At 41.0% G+C, this 18,032-nt stretch carries 10 protein-coding genes; all 10 read left to right on the plus strand.

All coding sequences use genetic code 11. The features are described from left to right. Window positions 1–422 precede the first annotated feature (422 nt). Window positions 423–1,484, plus strand: coding sequence for an Ldh family oxidoreductase (locus J4N24_RS24575; protein ID WP_207536392.1), 1,062 nt, complete (start codon window positions 423–425; stop codon window positions 1,482–1,484). A 69-nt stretch (window positions 1,485–1,553) separates the two neighbouring features. Beyond that, entirely contained in the window at window positions 1,554–2,552 is a 999-nt protein-coding gene (locus J4N24_RS24580; protein ID WP_207536393.1) for a glycoside hydrolase family 43 protein, read from the plus strand. A gap of 197 nt (window positions 2,553–2,749) precedes the next feature. Beyond that, window positions 2,750–4,426, plus strand: coding sequence for a sodium/sugar symporter (locus tag J4N24_RS24585; protein ID WP_207536394.1), 1,677 nt, complete (start codon window positions 2,750–2,752; stop codon window positions 4,424–4,426). A gap of 239 nt (window positions 4,427–4,665) precedes the next feature. Further along, the gene (locus J4N24_RS24590; protein ID WP_207536395.1) at window positions 4,666–6,927 is read left to right on the plus strand and encodes an NADP-dependent malic enzyme; all 2,262 of its coding nucleotides are present in this window, start codon (window positions 4,666–4,668) and stop codon (window positions 6,925–6,927) included. Between the two features lie 76 nt (window positions 6,928–7,003). After that, entirely contained in the window at window positions 7,004–7,588 is a 585-nt protein-coding gene (gene ruvA, locus J4N24_RS24595; protein ID WP_207536396.1) for a Holliday junction branch migration protein RuvA, read from the plus strand. Window positions 7,589–7,625: 37 nt separating this feature from the next. Then, window positions 7,626–14,675 (plus strand): T9SS outer membrane translocon Sov/SprA, encoded by a 7,050-nt coding sequence (gene sov, locus J4N24_RS24600; RefSeq protein ID WP_242691802.1) that lies wholly within the window; start codon window positions 7,626–7,628, stop codon window positions 14,673–14,675. Window positions 14,676–14,722: 47 nt separating this feature from the next. Then, on the plus strand, window positions 14,723–15,100 hold the full coding sequence (gene gcvH, locus J4N24_RS24605; RefSeq protein WP_207536397.1) for a glycine cleavage system protein GcvH: 378 nt from the start codon (window positions 14,723–14,725) through the stop codon (window positions 15,098–15,100). After that, window positions 15,100–15,492, plus strand: coding sequence for a VanZ family protein (locus tag J4N24_RS24610; RefSeq protein WP_207536398.1), 393 nt, complete (start codon window positions 15,100–15,102; stop codon window positions 15,490–15,492). The genes gcvH and J4N24_RS24610 overlap by 1 nt, the downstream gene beginning before the upstream one ends. A 190-nt stretch (window positions 15,493–15,682) precedes the next feature. After that, the gene (locus tag J4N24_RS24615) at window positions 15,683–15,898 is read left to right on the plus strand and encodes a FeoA family protein (RefSeq protein ID WP_207536399.1); all 216 of its coding nucleotides are present in this window, start codon (window positions 15,683–15,685) and stop codon (window positions 15,896–15,898) included. A gap of 13 nt (window positions 15,899–15,911) precedes the next feature. Then, window positions 15,912–18,026, plus strand: coding sequence for a ferrous iron transport protein B (gene feoB, locus J4N24_RS24620; protein WP_207536400.1), 2,115 nt, complete (start codon window positions 15,912–15,914; stop codon window positions 18,024–18,026). The last annotated feature ends 6 nt before the right edge of the window (window positions 18,027–18,032 follow it).

Raw genomic sequence — 18,032 nt, forward strand, 5'->3', positions numbered from 1 at the left:
ATGACCAAATACGGTCTGGATGCAGAACACATCGTTAAAGCTGTTCAGAAAGTAATTGCAAGAAAGAAGAACGCTTAATAAACACAAATAAAATTGGATAAAGGCACCGGGGGAGCTTCCCTTTGGTGCCTTTGTTGTTTACAAACTTCCCCAAAAAAGCTACACTAGAACATTCCAGTCAATTAACTAAGAAGAAAGATCCAGAGCTAAACCATGTTCTCCTTTTAAGCATATCTCAACCCTATTTGAACCGTATCTTAACCGACTTCGAAACGACCAGAGTAGTTGAAAGTGTAGACAAAGGAGGTTTAAAATATATTTCTTTATAGTAAAAATAGAAGGTTTGTTAATAAATAGCCTCTTGCTTTTTGCTGATTAAGATGAGCTCTCCTATTTTTACAAAAACACACAAGTCAACCCGAATGCCAGTACCAGAGCAAAAGAGATTTAAGGCAACAGATCTAATTAATTATTCAACTCAATTATTGGAACTTGAAGGATTGGGATTTGCAATGGCAAATACTGTAGCGAAAACGCTTGTTGAAGCAGATATGATGGGACATAGTACTCATGGTTTGCGATTACTCCCTGCTTATCTGAAGGAGTTAGAAACAGGGGGAATGGCTGCTACTGGAAAAGCTACGGTGCTGAAAGACTTCGGCGGCACTATTACACTTGATGGAAACTTTTTACCAGGGCCCTGGCTGGTACATCAGGCTATTGATCTTGCTTTAGAGCGTATTAAAGAACACCCGGTAGTAACTGTAGTGATCAAAAAAAGTCATCATATTGCCTGCCTTGCCACCTATCCTGAAAGGGTAACAAAAGAAGGTTTGTTAATGATGCTCACCTGTTCAGATCCTAACACTAAAACTGTAGCTCCTTTTGGGGCTATTACTCCTGTATTAGGCTCTAATCCTATTGCAGCCGGTATTCCCGCTAGAGCATCCACAGTTATTTTTGATATAAGTACCTCAGAAACAGCAAATGGCCAGATTCAACAAACTGAAGCAGAAGGTAAGCGCCTTCCTCATCCCTGGATCGTAACTAATGATGGAACGCTCTCTGATGATCCTGCGGATTTTTTAAATACCCCCGGTGCTTCTGTTCTCCCTTTAGGCGGAACTGCTACTGGTTATAAAGGGACTGCACTTGGTGTATGGGTAGAAGCCCTTACCAATGGTCTAAGTGGTTACGGTCGCAAACAAAATCCAGGTCGATGGTGTGCTTCTGTATTCCTTCAAATAATTAATCCTGCAGCTTTTGCTGGTGAGGACGAATTTTTGCAGGAGACCCAGTTTCTGAACGAAGCTTATCTAAGCGCAAAACCCATGGAAAAAAGTCAGGTCAGGTTGCCCGGAGAACGGGCTTTAAGATTAAGAGACGAGCAGATGAAGAATGGTTTGATAATGACCGAGAGTTTATTCAAATATTTACAGACTAACCTTGCTCAGTACCAACCAGCCTTTCCTGAGCCGTTTTAATTGTTCCTTTAACAATTATTTGAGAGATGGAAAAAATGCCTAAATTTAGCGTTATAAACACTAATTTAGATGAAACGGATCTTTCTACTAATTCCACTATTATTTCTGGTACTGCAGCTTTCTGCGCGTAAAAAGCCTATTTGGGCCTTTTGTTATTTTAAGGGGAATGGTGTGGATGGATTACATCTGGCCTACAGTGAAGATGGTCTTAATTGGAAGGCCTTAAAGAAAGACAGCTCGTTTCTTCGTCCGCAGGTAAGTAAAGATAAATTAATGCGCGACCCTAATATTGTTAAAGGAAAGGACGGCCTTTACCACATGGTATGGACAGTTAGCTGGACCGATAAGGGAATTGGTTATGCAAATTCAAAGGATCTGATTCATTGGTCAGAACAACGATTCCTACCGGTAATGGCCTATGCTCCAACAGTAAGAAATACCTGGGCTCCTGAAATTACCTATGATGATAAGAATGATCAGTATATGATCTACTGGGCAAGCACAATTCCCGACAAGTTTACGGAAACAGCCAGTACGATGGAAGCGGGCTACAACCACCGGATCTATTATACAACTACCAAGGATTTTAGATCATTTAGTGATACAAAAGTTTTATATGATCCTGGTTTTAATAGTATCGATGCAACTATTTTGAAGGACGGAAAAAGGTGGGTAATGTTCATCAAAGATGAAACGAGGGAGCCAGCGCAGAAGAACATCAAAATTGCTTTTGCAGATAACCTTACAGGTCCCTACACAAAGGCCAGTGCTCCGATTACCAAAAATTACTGGGCAGAAGGACCAACAGTATTAAAGGAAGGAGATGAGTGGATTGTTTACTTTGACAAATATCGCGATCACAAATACGGAGCAGTATCTTCAAAGGATTTAGAAAACTGGGAAGATATTTCGAACAAAATATCCCTTCCAGGGGGTATCAGGCATGGCTCAATTTTTCAAATATCGAAAAAGGACTTAGCCAAATTGAAGCGGCTTTCATCAAGTAACCTCTTGTTTTACAGCTTTTTGAATAAGCATAACAGTTCAGGATGGCTGCCTGAGAAATAAAATCACTCGGGCTAAAAAAATATCGGAAATATTCCTACTTTAAGCCCCGGAAATAAGAGTGTTTTCCGGACACTAAGTGTCTCCACCAATTATCAGGAATTTTTAGGTGTACTATTGACAATTAAATTGTTTTTTCTCACCTTGTAGTTCCAATTATCTTGAAAAATTAATTAATATTTATATAAACCTTTCTTCAAATGAATAGGCTCGAAACGAAAGATTACATTGTTTTTCTAATTTACTTTCTCATTGTATCCGTTTACGGTATCTGGATATATCGTCGTAAGCGCTCTGAGAGTTCAGGCTCGAAAGATTACTTCCTTGCCGAAGGATCTTTAACATGGTGGGCAATTGGTTCATCACTTATTGCATCAAATATCTCCGCAGAGCAATTTGTGGGAATGAGTGGTTCAGGATTTCAGGTAGGTCTTGCCATTTCAACTTACGAATGGATGGCTGCTTTAACCCTTATTATAGTAGCTACGTTCTTTATTCCGGTATATCTTAAGAACAAGATCTTTACGATGCCTCAGTTCCTGCACCAACGTTATAATGGTACAGTAGCGATGATCATGGCTGTGTTCTGGTTATTACTTTATGTAATCGTTAACTTAACATCTATCCTTTATTTAGGAGCTATTGCTGTTCAGGGAATTTCTGGTCTGGACAGAACCTATATCATGTATGCCCTTGCTATTTTCTCCATCATCATCACATTAGGAGGAATGAAAGTAATTGGTTATACAGACGTAATTCAGGTATTCTTCTTAATCCTTGGAGGTTTGGCTACAACTTATCTTGCATTAAACCTGGTTGCTGAACACTACGGATCAACAGGGGTGGTAAATGGTTTTAACCTGATGATGCAGAATGCTGATGACCACTTCCATATGATCTTTAATAAAGAGGATAATGAGAAGTTTATGGATCTTCCGGGCTTAACAGTACTATTAGGTGGTATGTGGATTGTAAACCTTAACTATTGGGGTTGTAACCAATATATCACTCAGCGTGCTTTAGGTGCTGATTTGCCAACTGCTCGTAATGGTATCCTTTTCGCTGCTTTCTTAAAGCTTTTGATGCCGATCATCGTGGTATTACCTGGTATTGCAGCTTATATCCTTTATAAGGAAAATGCAAGTGGGTTCCATCAGGAAATGACTGAAGGTGGAAAAGTATTGGCTGACAAGGCATATCCTTCCATGCTTAACTTGTTGCCAGCAGGTCTTAAAGGTTTATCTTTTGCTGCTCTTACTGCTGCTATTGTGGCTTCATTGGCAGGAAAAGCGAATAGTATTGCAACTATCTTTACCCTTGATATTTATAAAAAGGCGATCAATCCTGAAGCTAGCGAAAGCAAATTAGTTAATATTGGTAAGATCACTGTGGTGATCACAATGATCCTGGGTGTAATCATTGCACCTCACTTAGGTATTGAAAAGGGTGGATTTAAATACATTCAGGAATATACCGGATTCGTTTCTCCAGGTATCTTCGCCATGTTCTTGTTAGGTTTCTTCTGGAGAAAAGCTACCTCTAACGCAGCTCTTTTTGCAACAATAGGTGGTTTTATCATGTCTTGTATACTGAAATTCTTGCCTGGATGGATGGATCTTTCTTTCCTTTACCCTGCAGGTTTTGCAGTTCCAAACGCAGATGGTATTTATGAAATTCCTTTCCTTGACCGTATGGGATTCGTATTTATTTTCTGTATCATCGGTATGTACATTATCAGTATGGTAGAAAATAGCAAAGGAGACCGTGTAAACGGACTAGAGGTTGATAAATCAATGTTTAAAACCCACCCAAGCTTTACAGCGGGTTCATTACTTATTATCGGAATACTAGTTGCACTTTACACTGCATTCTGGTAGTAGGTCAGAAACATCAGATAAAGAAGAGGCTGAGCGCATGCGTTCAGCCTCTTTTGCTTTTATAACAAGTTTTTCGAGTGCTTTGTCACCTGAATTTGAGTAAGCTCATTTTTTTCTTAAACATCTATCTCGTCTTTTGTCAGGTCGGGGAAAATCAGGTTAATACATAACCTTTTAAAAACCACCTCGTACTTTAATAAAAGATGTTATTTTTACGCACGCTCAACCAAAAAGTGTTTATGTCTAAATTAACGCGCAAACAGGATGCTTTAGATTATCATTCTACTGGACGTCCTGGTAAAATTGAGGTAATTCCAACGAAGCCTACCCATTCTCAAAGAGATCTTACTTTGGCCTACTCGCCAGGAGTAGCAGAACCATGCCTTCAGATAGCTGAAAATGTAGATGACGTGTATAAGTATACGGCTAAAGGAAACCTGGTGGCTGTTATTAGTAATGGCACAGCAGTATTGGGACTTGGCGATATTGGCCCTGAGGCTGGAAAACCAGTCATGGAGGGAAAGGGGCTCCTTTTTAAGATTTTTGCAGACATTGACGTATTTGATCTCGAGCTGAATACAAAGAACGTTGATGAGTTTGTACAGATAGTTAAAGCTCTCGAACCAACGTTTGGCGGTATAAACCTCGAGGATATTAAGGCGCCTGAATGTTTTGAAATAGAAAGAAGACTGAAGGCTGAGATGAATATCCCGGTAATGCATGATGACCAGCATGGTACAGCAATCATTTCCTCTGCGGCATTGATCAACGCTTGTGAGTTACAGGGTAAGGAGATCGATAAAGTTAGAATAGTAGTGAATGGGGCAGGTGCTGCAGCAATCTCATGTGCAAGATTATATGTTAGCGTTGGTGCTTCTAAGGAAAATATCGTCATGATCGACCGCTCCGGGGTTATCCGCAAAGACCGCGAGAAGCTTGAACCGATTAAGGCTGAGTTTGCAACAGATCAGGATCTAAACACTCTCGAAGAAGCTATCCTGGGAGCAGATGTATTTATAGGCTTGTCTACAGCAGATGTTTTAAGCGCAGAAATGCTTAGCACAATGGCAGAGAAGCCCATCGTATTTGCTATGGCAAATCCTAATCCGGAAATTGCTTATGATCTGGCAGTTGCTACCCGTAGTGATATCATTATGGCTACCGGTCGATCCGATTATCCTAACCAGGTGAATAATGTACTGGGATTCCCTTATATTTTCAGGGGTGCAATGGATGTACGGGCAACTACTATAAACGAAGAAATGAAGATTGCTGCGGTGCGGGCGATTGCTGAAATGGCCAAGAAGCCAGTACCTGAAGCAGTAAATCTTGCCTATAACATTCAGAACCTGCGCTATGGAAAAGACTATATCATTCCTAAGCCAATGGACCCCCGATTAATTACAGCAGTATCTCCGGCTGTGGCAAAAGCTGCAATAGAGTCAGGAGTAGCCCGTAAGGAAATTGAGGATTGGGATGCTTACACAGAAGGACTGAGATTGCGTCTAAGTAAAGAAGACGCGCTCCTGAGATCACTCAACCTGAAGGCTAAGTCAGCTCCCAAAAGAGTAGTCTTTGCAGAAGCTGATAATTACAAAATTTTAAAGGCTGCGCAGATCGTGAAAGATGAAGGGATTGCAACACCAATCCTCCTAGGGAACAAAGAAGCTATCTCCCATATAATTAAAGAAAATTGTCTTGATCTTACGGGCGTCAGGATAATTGATCCGAAGGATGAAGCTGAAAAGCTTGGTAAATATGCCGAGTTCCTCTATAAAAAAAGGCAAAGAAGAGGTGTAAGTCCGCAGATGGCTGCAAGGCTTGTTACCGATCGTAATTATTTTGGTTCATGCATGGTAGAGTTTGGAGAAGCCGACGTGCTGATATCAGGACTAACCAAAGATTATGCTACCACCGTAAAACCTGCATTACAGGTTATTGGAACAAAGCCAGGAGTTGACAGGGTAGCTGGAATGTACCTGATGCTGACTAAGAAAGGTCCTATATTTTTTGGAGACACCACGGTTAATAAAAATCCTACAATAAATGAGCTTGTAGATATTACTGTTTTAATTGAAAAGGCTGTACGTACCTTTAATGTTGAACCCCGGATTGCAGTTCTTTCCTATTCCAATTTCGGAACAGTAGAGGGTGAGGTGCCTGAAAAAACCCGCGAAGCGGTGCGAATACTTCATGAAGATTATCCTGAAATGGTAGTAGATGGGGAAATGCAAGCTAACTTCGCCATTAATTCTGAGCTACTGAAGAATAATTTTCCGTTTAGTACGCTACGGGATCAACCGGCTAATACCTTAGTATTTCCCAATCTTGAATCAGGCAATATTGCTTATAAGTTATTACAGGAATTAGGAGAGGCGGAAGCAGTAGGACCTATTCTTTTGGGATTGAATAAACCGGTTCATGTTTTACAGATGGACAGCTCTGTGAGAGAAATCGTCAATATGGTTACAATTGCCGTTGTTGACGCTCAAAGTAAGTAAGACGTAAGGATAAGGGGATCCGCGTTAGCTCAGGAAGCAGATTTTGCTAGCAATTAAACAATTTATATAAGTATAAATGTACGCGTATATTGATGGAAGGTTGGTCTTTAAATGTCCAACCTATGTAGTATTGGAAGCCGGAGGAATAGGCTATCAAATTAATATTTCCTTAAATACCTACTCAAAACTTCCGTCAGAGGAACGTTGCAAGCTCTATGTTTGGCAGCACGTTAAGGAAGATGCCCATACATTATACGGCTTTATTGAAGAGGGGGAAAAACGTCTTTTCCTTCATTTAATCTCAGTATCAGGGATTGGTCCGGGAACAGGCAGAATGATCCTCTCTTCAATAACTCCTGAAGAAATACAAACTGCAATCGTAAAAGGTGACCTGCCTCTTATTCAACGGATCAAAGGAATTGGTCCTAAATCGGCTCAACGAATCATCCTTGAATTACAGGATAAGCTTAAAAAGGAGGGATTGGAGAGCCTGACAGCATTGCCTCAGTATAACTCGGCCCGTGACGAAGCCCTTTCTGCGCTTGTTATGCTAGGATTTGGTAAAAATCAGGCAGAGAAAGCATTAGATAACATTTTAAAGAAACAAGCTGGAACAATTACCGTAGAAGACCTCATTAAAGGTGCTTTGAAAGCCCTCTAATAAATTATAATACAGCTCTTTAAAATATTTACTGGTTTTGAAAAGATCATCTACTTTCTCTTTTTTAATAACTAGCTTTTTGTTATTCTTCTCTGCTGCAACTGGTGTTTTCGCACAAAATACCAGTCCAACAGACAGTTTGAAGCTGAGGTATCCCTTCAGCGATAGCAAGCTGATGGAATTGAACCCGAAGCCTGGCTTTTATTTGCCAAACCCCTCGAACATTCAGCGAACGGTTGAGTTCGATGCGGTTAATAAACGCTATATCATTCGTGAAAAGATTGGTGAAAGGACGTATCGTCCTCCCCAATATCTGACTATCGAAGAATATCAGCGCTATGAGAATGAACAGATCAAACTGAACTATTGGAAACAGCTTTCAGAAGCCCCCATTAAGGAAGCAAGAGAGCCAGGGTTTGTTCCTAGTGTAAAGATCAACAGCCGTTCTTTCGAGAGGATTTTTGGTGGGAACAGCATTGATATCAGACCTCAGGGAACTGCCGAACTAACCCTTGCAGGCCGTTTAAATAAAACAGCCAATCCGCTTTTTAACGAAAGACAACGTCGTCAGGGAAACTTCGATTTTGATCAGCGCATCCAGATGAACGTACTGGGCCAGATCGGTACCAAATTAAAGATCAATACTAATTACAATACCGAAGCGCAGTTTGATTTCGAGAATCAGATGAAGCTTGACTATACCGGTAAGCCTGATGAGATCGTACAAAAGATTGAGGCGGGAAACGTTAACCTTCCTTTAGCTTCAACCTTAATTAGCGGAAGCCAATCGCTCTTTGGTTTAAAAACTCAACTTCAGTTCGGTAAGCTGAACGTTACTTCTATTTTTTCCCAGCAAAAATCACAGCAGAAAGAGATCACTATTAACAATGGTTCTCAGCAGAATGAATTCAGGATCACCGGCGATAATTACGAAGCGAATAAACATTATTTCCTGGCACATTACTTCCGTGATCAGTACAATAATGCTCTTAAAAACCTGCCTCTTATAACGTCAAATGTTAATATCACGCGTATTGAAGTTTGGGTGACCAATAGAAATAATAGTACGACAGACTCCAGGGATATTGTTGGTTTGATTGACCTGGGAGAAAATCGTCGGATAAGTAATCCTAATCAGGTGCAGGGCGGACCATCCTTCGTGACTTTGCCGGCTGCCGGTCCTTTAAGTGATCCCGACTTTGGAAGGAAACAATCGAATAACCTTTTGACTCAACTATCTCAGGATCCTGCTAACAGATTAACGAACTCTAATAGCATTGGAACTTTCTTTCAGGGAAATGGCGCTAATGATAACTTTTCAAAGTTGTCTTATGCCCGTAAGCTAACAGAGAGGGAGTTTACGCTTAATCCTCGATTGGGATATATATCTTTAAATACTGCTCTTAATGCCGATGAAGTTTTAGCGGTAGCCTTCCGCTACAATTATAATGGAGAGGAGTACCAGGTAGGGGAATTTTCTACAGACGTGGCGGTAAACAATGAAACACCAAATGCTCTATTTGTAAAGCTACTTAAAGGAGAAACGCTGAAAACCTCATTGCCTACCTGGGATTTGATGATGAAGAACGTTTACTCGTTAGGCGCCTATCAAATCAGTCGCACTGCATTTAATCTGAACGTATTTCGTCTGGATGAAAGAGGAGTCGAAAGTCCTCTGGTTTCGGAGGGATCGCGGACAGCAGGAATGAGATGGCTTCAATTAACTAATCTGGATACGCTTAACCAGGCTGGAAGTCGCGGTTCTGATGGTTATTTTGATTTTATAGAAGGAATCACCATCGACCCGATAAATGGTCGTTTAACTTTTCCTTTAAAAGAACCTTTCGGAGAAGATCTGGAACCAAAGTTTGCAGAAACAGATCTTAGAGAAAAATACGTTTTTAAAGAGCTGTACGACTTGACAAAGGCTGATGCGCAGCAACTCTTTACCAATAAGAACCGCTATATCATCAAAGGAACCTTTCAGTCTGAAGTAAGTTCTGAGTTCCAGCTAAATGCGATAAACATTCCTCAGGGATCCGTGCAGGTATACGCAGGAACACTGCCTTTACAGGAGGGAAATGATTTCACGGTCGACTATAACAGCGGAAGAGTAAAGGTACTCAATCAGGCCCTTTTAAATTCGGGCCAAACTATCCGGATAAAAATGGAGAATGCCGAGTTGTTCGGGTTACAGCAACGATCTTTATTTGGTACCCGCTTCGATTATCGAGTGAATCATAAGTTGAATCTGGGCGGTACCGTAATGAACCTTACAGAGAAGCCGCTTACTCCTAAAATAAATATTGGCGAAGAATCTATCTCTAATACTATTTGGGGAATGGATGCCAATTACTCTTCAGACTCCCGCTGGTTAACCCGCCTGGTGGATAAACTGCCGTTTATCTCTACGAAAGAAACTTCTTCGATCACTTTCTCGGGCGAGTTTGCAAACATGATCCCTGGTCACCCCAATGCTTTAAATATTGCCGGAAGTAAAAATGGTGCAAGTTACCTGGATGACTTTGAAGGAAGCCGTTCTATCATCGACTTAAAGAGTGCCATAGCATGGCAAATATCAGGAACACCAGCCCGGTTCCCTGAGTCGCAGTTGTCTAACAATCTGGATTATGGAAAGAACAGGGCTCGATTAGCATTTTATAATATTGACCCGATCTTCTTCAATACAAGTAATACCCTAACCCCAAGTAATATAAGGGGCAACAGGAATGAAAGGTCTAATCACTACGTCCGTGAAGTTTTAGAGCAGGAAGTATTTCCATTTAAACAGTCCACTACCGGACAGCCTTTGATGCTTCCAACACTTGATCTTGCTTATTATCCAACCCTTCGCGGTCCATATAACTTTACCACTACCGGCTTAAATCCTAATGGAACACTAAGCAGACCTCAGGACCGTTGGGGAGGTATTTTCAGAAGGATTGAGACGAATGACTTTGAGGCGTTAAACGTAGAGTTTATAGAGTTATGGATGATGGATCCATTTATCTACAAACCGAATGCTCAAGGTGGCGATATGTATTTTAACCTCGGTAATATCTCTGAAGATATTTTGAAGGATGGCTACAAATCATTAGAGAACGGTTTGCCGCCGGATGGGGATCCAAGTAAAACCATAGAATCTGTTTGGGGACGTGCTGCAAAACTTCAGCCCGTTGTTCAGGCTTTCGATAATGATCCGGCTGCAAGACAATTTCAGGATATCGGTTTAGACGGATTGTCTGATAACGACGAGCGGCAGAAGTTTGCAACTCAGTTAAATCAGATCCGTGGACAGATCGGTGCACAAGCGGCGGCAGAATTAGAAGCTGACCCTGCATCAGATAACTTCCAATATTACCGCGGAAGTAACCTGGACAATCAAAACGCGGGGATTTTGAAGCGTTATGAGCGTTATAATGGTTTGGAAGGAAACTCAAAAACAACAGAGCAATCACGTGCGGAGACTGGAATAGAAAATACGGCTTCAACACCATTGCCTGATGCCGAAGATATTAACCGTGATAATACTTCTAACTCTGCCGATGCTTATTGGGAGTATAAGATCTCTATTCGTCCTCAGGATATGGTTGTGGGACAGAATAATATTACTGATAAGGTAACGAATACAGTAACTCTCGCTAATGGAGAGAAAAAACAGGTCTCCTGGTATCAATTTAAAATTCCAATATCCAACGGGGTTCCAGTTGGAAATATAGAAGACTTCAAATCTATCCGTTTCATCAGAACTTACCTGACCAATTTTACCGATACTACCATCATGCGCTTGGCAAGAATGCAATTGCTTAGAGGAGAATGGAGAAGGTTTAATGCCGATGGTACGCGTGATAAAGTTATTGCAGATCCCGCCCTTATGACTAACGGTACTAATCCTCCAGCAGATAATTCAAGTATTGAAGTGGCCACTGTAAGTATTGAAGAGAATGGAAAGCGTACTCCGATCCCTTATGTAGTTCCTCCTGGAATCCAAAGAGAGCGTGATTATAGCAACTTCCGTGGTCAGACTCAACAGAATGAGCAGGCACTTGCAGTAACGGTTAAAAACCTGAGAGATGGTTATGGAAGGGCAGCATTCAGAACTACCTACCAGGATTTCCGCTCTTACCGTAAGCTGGAAATGTTTGTCCATGCAGAAGGTGATAATCTTCGTGATAATGATGTCAGTGCTATCCTTAGGATCGGAACAGATAATCAGGATAATTACTACCAATACGAACTTCCTCTAAAGGCCAGTCCTTATGGATCAAGTGATCCTTATGCTATCTGGCCTGAAGCGAATAATCTAAGTATTGATCTGGCTAAATTCCAGCAAGCTAAAGCTGCCAGGAATAATGCTCAGGCTCCTCTTGACAGGCCTTTTACTTTTACAGACGGAAATGTGACCATCACTATTAAAGGTCAGCCGGACTTAAGCAAAGTAAGAGTGTACATGCTCGGGGTGAAAAATCCTTTACGAAACGCTGCAAATACGAGCGGAGATGATGGGCTGGAAAAGACTGCTCAAGTTTGGTTTAATGAGCTACGCCTTACAGATTTTGATGAACGGGGAGGTTGGGCTGCTACTGCCCGTATGAATGCAAAGCTTGCTGATTTCGGTGATGTAACCGTTTCCGGAAGCAAAAGCACCATTGGCTTTGGCTCTATAGATAAGCGTGTCAGCGAAAGAAACAGGAGTGATGATTCCTTCTTTGATCTGTCCAGTAGTTTGGAGCTAGGGAAGTTCTTTCCTGAAAAAACGGGAATAAAGATTCCTCTATTTATTAACTGGTCAAGTCAGTTGAGTGTCCCTCAATATGATCCACGTTCGCAGGATATCGAGTTAAAGAACTCTCTAATGGGACTTTCTTCTAACGAGAAAGATGCCGTACATAAAATAGTAGATAATTTTACCGGCAGAAGAAGTATCAACTTCACTAATGTCAGGAAAATCAAAACAAACCCTGATAGTAAAAGCCGTATCTGGGATATCGAAAACTTCAGTGGGACCTATGCTTTTACTGAGTACAATCATAGGGACTATATCAATGAGACATCCTTGCAGAAAACCTATAAGGCCGCTTTGGCTTATAATTTCTCTGGGCAACCGAAAAGTATTACTCCTTTTGCGAAGCTTATTAAATCAAAGAACCTCGACTTGTTGAAGGACTTCAATCTAAGCTTAATGCCTTCTACCCTTAACTTCAGGGTGGATCTCGACCGTCTTTATTCCGAAAGTAAGCTAAGGGATATCGATACATCAATTATTGGTGTAAGAAGTAAGCCGGCTTACAACAAGAACTTCCAGATCACCAGATTGTACGGAATAGGATGGAACTTAACCCGTTCTCTGCAATTGGATTTCAATGCTACTAATTACGGTATTGTTGATGAGAGACTGGGAGCTAATAACAGGCAGAACCGCGATACTATCTGGACAAACTTAAAGCGTCTGGGCAGAACAACGAATTACAATCACGCACTCAATGTAAACTATACAGTTCCATTAAGTAAGATCCCTGGTTTAAGATGGACAAACCTGGTAGCGAGGTATGGTACCAATTTTAATTGGGAGTCTGAACCTTTGGTAACTCTTAGAGATCCTTCCATTGATTTCGGAAACACCATTCAGAATTCAAGAACTATTCAGCTGAACCCGACTCTTAATTTTGTAACGCTTTATAATAAGCTGGCTTTTGTAAGAAATGCTACACGACCAGAGGCAGGCGGTTTTAAAAAGGCATTCGTTACTGCTTTAACAAGCATTAAGAATGTAACCGGAGCTTATGCCCGCACAGAAGGAATCTTTATGCCAGGATACACGCCAACTACAAATATTCTAGGCTATAGCTTTAATGCAAATGCTCCCGGATGGGATTTCATATTCGGATCTCAACATGATATTCGTGGAAGAGCAGTAGCCAACGGCTGGCTTACAATGGATAGTTTGCAGAGCAGGCTTTATGTAAAGACAAGGAAGGAAGATTTGAATTTCCGTGGATCTTTAGAACCAATAAAGGATTTGAGAATAGAGCTCACTGCTTTAAAAAGTCAGAGCTTCAATTATTCATCTACGTTCAAGTATGATACAGTAAGAGCAGTTTTTGATAATCAAAATCCGATAACAACCGGTGATTACAGCATTTCTTTCTTCTCTTTAAAAACAGCCTTCTCGGGGGATAACAAGGATAATACCTCCCGTCTTTTCCGTCAGTTTGAGGCTAATAGAAGAGTGATCTCTCAACGTTTAGGTGCAAGGAATCCAAATTCTACCGGGTCTGATGCTAATGGTTATGCTCAAGGCTATGGTGCAAACTCCCAGGATGTAGTAGTATCGGCATTTGTAGCGGCATATACTGGTAAGGATGCGGGTAAAGTAAGTTTAAGAAGCTTCCCTAAAATTCCAATTCCAAACTGGCGTATTACGTATAATGGCTTGACCAAGCTGGAGCTGTTCAATAGGATATTCTCTTCCTTCGATATTAATCATACCTATCGTTCTACTTACAGCGTGAATAGCTTTAGTTCATTAGCCCGCTATGGTGAAAACTCAGGTTTCTCCAGCGTATTCGATGCCAATCAAAATTTCTTGCCTCGCTACCAGTTCTCTCAGGTACTGCTTGCCGAGCAGTTCGTGCCACTTTTGGGTATTGACTTCAGGCTAAAGAACAACATGAGCATGAACTTTGAGTATAGAAAGTCGAGGGCTTTAAGTCTTAGTTTAGCTAACAGTCAGCTTGCTCAGCAAAGGGATAACGGTATCATATTCGGTTTTGGTTATAGAACGGCCAATCTGAGATTGCCATTCGGGCTATTTGGTGGAAGAAAGCTGAATAATGATATCAACTTTAAAATGGACTTCGGATTGAACGATCGCAAGACAACGATCTTCAGAGCAGATGTAGAGAATGCAGAAGTATCATCAGGAGCCAAGACCATAGGCTATAAGCCTTCCATAGATTATGTGCTGAACCAGAAGTTTAACCTGAGGATCTATTACGATGGTACGATCACCAAGCCGTATACTTCTCAGACTTATAATACTTCGTTCACAAACTTTGGAGTTAGTTTAAGATTCATCCTGCAATAAAGGGCGTAATTTGATTATTTCTTTATTTTTACCCAAAATTTAAGAATATGAATTTTCCTGCAGAATTAAAGTATACAAAAGATCACGAATGGATCAAGGTTGATGGAAACGAAGCCTACGTAGGTATTACAGATTTCGCTCAACGCGAGTTGGGTGATATCGTTTACATCGACATCAATACAGTTGGAGAAGAAGTAAGTCAGAACGAAGTATTTGGTACTGTAGAGGCTGTAAAAACCGTTTCTGACCTGTTCATGCCTTTAACAGGAAAAGTTCTTGAGATCAATGCCCAATTAGATAGTGCGCCGGAATTAGTCAATCAAGATCCTTATGGGGATGGATGGATCATTAAAGTAGATATTAGCGGAGCTGATACTGCGGGACTACTATCTGCCGATGAATATAAAACGCTAATAGGCCAGTAATGGTAAATACATTAAAGCACCAGTATCTGGCCATTATATGGTCGATAGTGGTGCTCATCCTATGCGACATGCCAATGGATGCAGCTGGAGGAGTACCAGCCTTCGAAGGCATGGATAAGCTTGTGCATACCATCTTTTTCTTTGTGCTAACAGTATTACTGTTCTATGGCAAAATCAGGCAACAAAGAAGCTACTACTTCCGTATCACCACCATTTTTAAGATCTTTTTCCTTACAGCAGCTTTAGGGGCAGGTATAGAAATTCTTCAATGGAAGGTATTTACCTATCGCTCCGCAGAATGGTGGGACCTTCTCTGTGATATGGCTGGCGTAGGAATGGGAATATTTAGTTATATATTTTTACATAGGAACGGACATGAAAAGTTTATTTAGGGTTGGATTAGTAGCGGTGGTTTTATTTTCAGCAAGCTCTTGTTCTATATTTAAGAAAGATTGCAACTGCCCCCATTTCAAGCAACAGGCAGCAGTTAGGAGGTAAATTCCCCTCTTTCTCCCCTTTTTAACAATCTTATTTGGATTTATTTCAAATAAGCTTAACTTTGTTTCGGTTTAGAAATTAACAATGAAGCTTTCTCAATTAGAAGCCGGACAATCTGGTATTATTAAAGAGTTTACAGATCTTGAAATGTCAGTTAAGTTAATGGAAATGGGATGCCTTCCCGGCGAACCTATCGTAGTTGAAAGGTTTGCACCTCTTGGTGATCCAATGGCCATCCGCGTTTCCGGTTATCAATTGAGTCTTCGTAAAAATGAAGCTTCAACTATAATATTGCACTAGAGAAAAACGGTAAGTGAGTGGTGATCTGAAAGTTGCACTGGTTGGAAACCCAAATACAGGAAAATCTACACTTTTTAATCTTTTAACAGGCTTAAACCAGAAAGTTGGAAACTTTCCTGGTGTTACTGTTGATAAGAAAACAGGCTTTTGTAAGCTTCCCGACGGCAGAAATGCAGAGATCATAGATCTTCCGGGCACCTACAGCTTATACCCTAAAAGCAAAGACGAAACAATTGTATTCGAAGTATTAGCTGATACAAATAGTCCTTCACATCCCGACTTAATTGTAATAGTTGCTGATGCATCTAATCTAAAGCGTAATTTGCTGCTTTATACCCAGGTTGCAGATCTTAAAATCCCGGTTGTTATTGCGCTGAATATGATGGATCTGGCAAGGAAAGCCGGAACCGAGATCAATTTGGATGAGCTTTCCGCAAGGCTAGGGGTCCAGATAGTAAGTATTTGCGCCCGGAAAGGAGAGAATGTCGATGCTTTGAAGGAAGCAATTGCTTACGCTCCTGCAACTCCTTTACAGGCCGATACAATAGAAGTCGAAGTTCTAGCGCCTGGATTGATCAGCAAAATACAGGAAGAAATCCTTGTTGACAAGCCATACACGGCATTACAATACGCTCATCAGCATGAGAACTTAAGTTTCCTTAGTCCCACCCAAAGCGATAGGATAGAGGAGATAGAAAAAGAGTTTTCGTTCCATTCCTCTAAGGCCCAGGCAGCAGAAACTATTGCCCGTTATAATTTCATTAATGATATACTTTTCGATACCGTTAAGTTTAAAGCTGAGGCCGAGAACGAAAGTATAAGTAACCGTATTGATAAAGTTCTTACGCACAAAATTGGCGGATTCGTCATCTTCTTCGGTATACTGTTTCTTATATTCCAGGCCATATTTGCCTGGTCAGAGTATCCAATGACGCTGATTGAAAACCTGTTTTTATGGCTAACAGATAGCGCACATAAGGTACTTCCTGAGGGAGCCCTTACTAATTTACTAGTAGATGGAGTTCTGGCAGGATTGAGTGGAGTACTTGTATTTATCCCTCAGATAGCTATTCTCTTTGCCTTTATCTCTATTCTTGAAGACACAGGTTATATGGCCAGGGTGACGTTCATGATGGATAAGATCATGCGTAAAGTAGGCTTAAATGGTAAATCAGTAGTGCCATTAATTGGAGGTTTGGCATGTGCTGTTCCTTCTGTAATGAGCGCCCGCACTATCGAGAACTGGAAGGACCGGATCATTACGATCATGGTTACTCCACTGGTAAGTTGTTCTGCCCGTTTACCCATTTATACCCTCTTAATATCACTGGTTGTTCCCGATGGTAAAGTACTTGGTATTTTTAGTCTCCAGGGATTAGCATTAATGAGTATGTATGTGCTGAGCATGGTTTCGGCAGTATTTGTGGCTTGGGTGATGAAATTTCTTATCCGCTCTAAGGAGAAAGGTTACTTCATTATGGAGCTTCCGGTATACCGTATGCCCAGATGGAGCAACGTGGGACTAACCATCTATGAGAAAGTAAAGGCTTTCGTCTTTGAAGCCGGAAAGGTGATCGTAGCTATTTCCATTGTATTATGGGTGTTGGCTTCTTACGGTCCTCCTGCAAGACAGAAGGCAATAGAGCAAAAGTATTCCTCTCAGGAAATGCTGAAGTCGTATTCTGCAGAAGAGCTGGAGGCGATGAAGTCATCAGAAAAGCTCGAGAACTCTTATGCAGGGGTAGTAGGGCAAGCAATAGAGCCTGCTATAAAGCCATTGGGATTTGATTGGAAAATTGGTATAGCATTGATCACATCCTTTGCAGCACGCGAAGTATTTGTAGGTACAATGGCCACTATTTATAGTGTAAGCAATAACGATGCGACAGAAGACTCCGTAAGGGATAAGATGAGGGATGCAAAAAATCCTGAAACAGGTGAGCCGGTATTCACCTTTGCCGTAGGATTATCACTGATGGTATTCTATGCGTATGCCATGCAGTGTATGAGTACTTTGGCTATTGTATACCGCGAAACAAAAAGTTGGAAATGGCCTGCTATACAATTAGGCTATATGACAGCTTTAGCTTATTTTGCAAGCTTATTAGTGTATAATTTGCTGAAGTAAGTATAG

The organism is Desertivirga arenae (assembly GCF_017355785.1).
Classification (GTDB): domain Bacteria; phylum Bacteroidota; class Bacteroidia; order Sphingobacteriales; family Sphingobacteriaceae; genus Desertivirga; species Desertivirga arenae.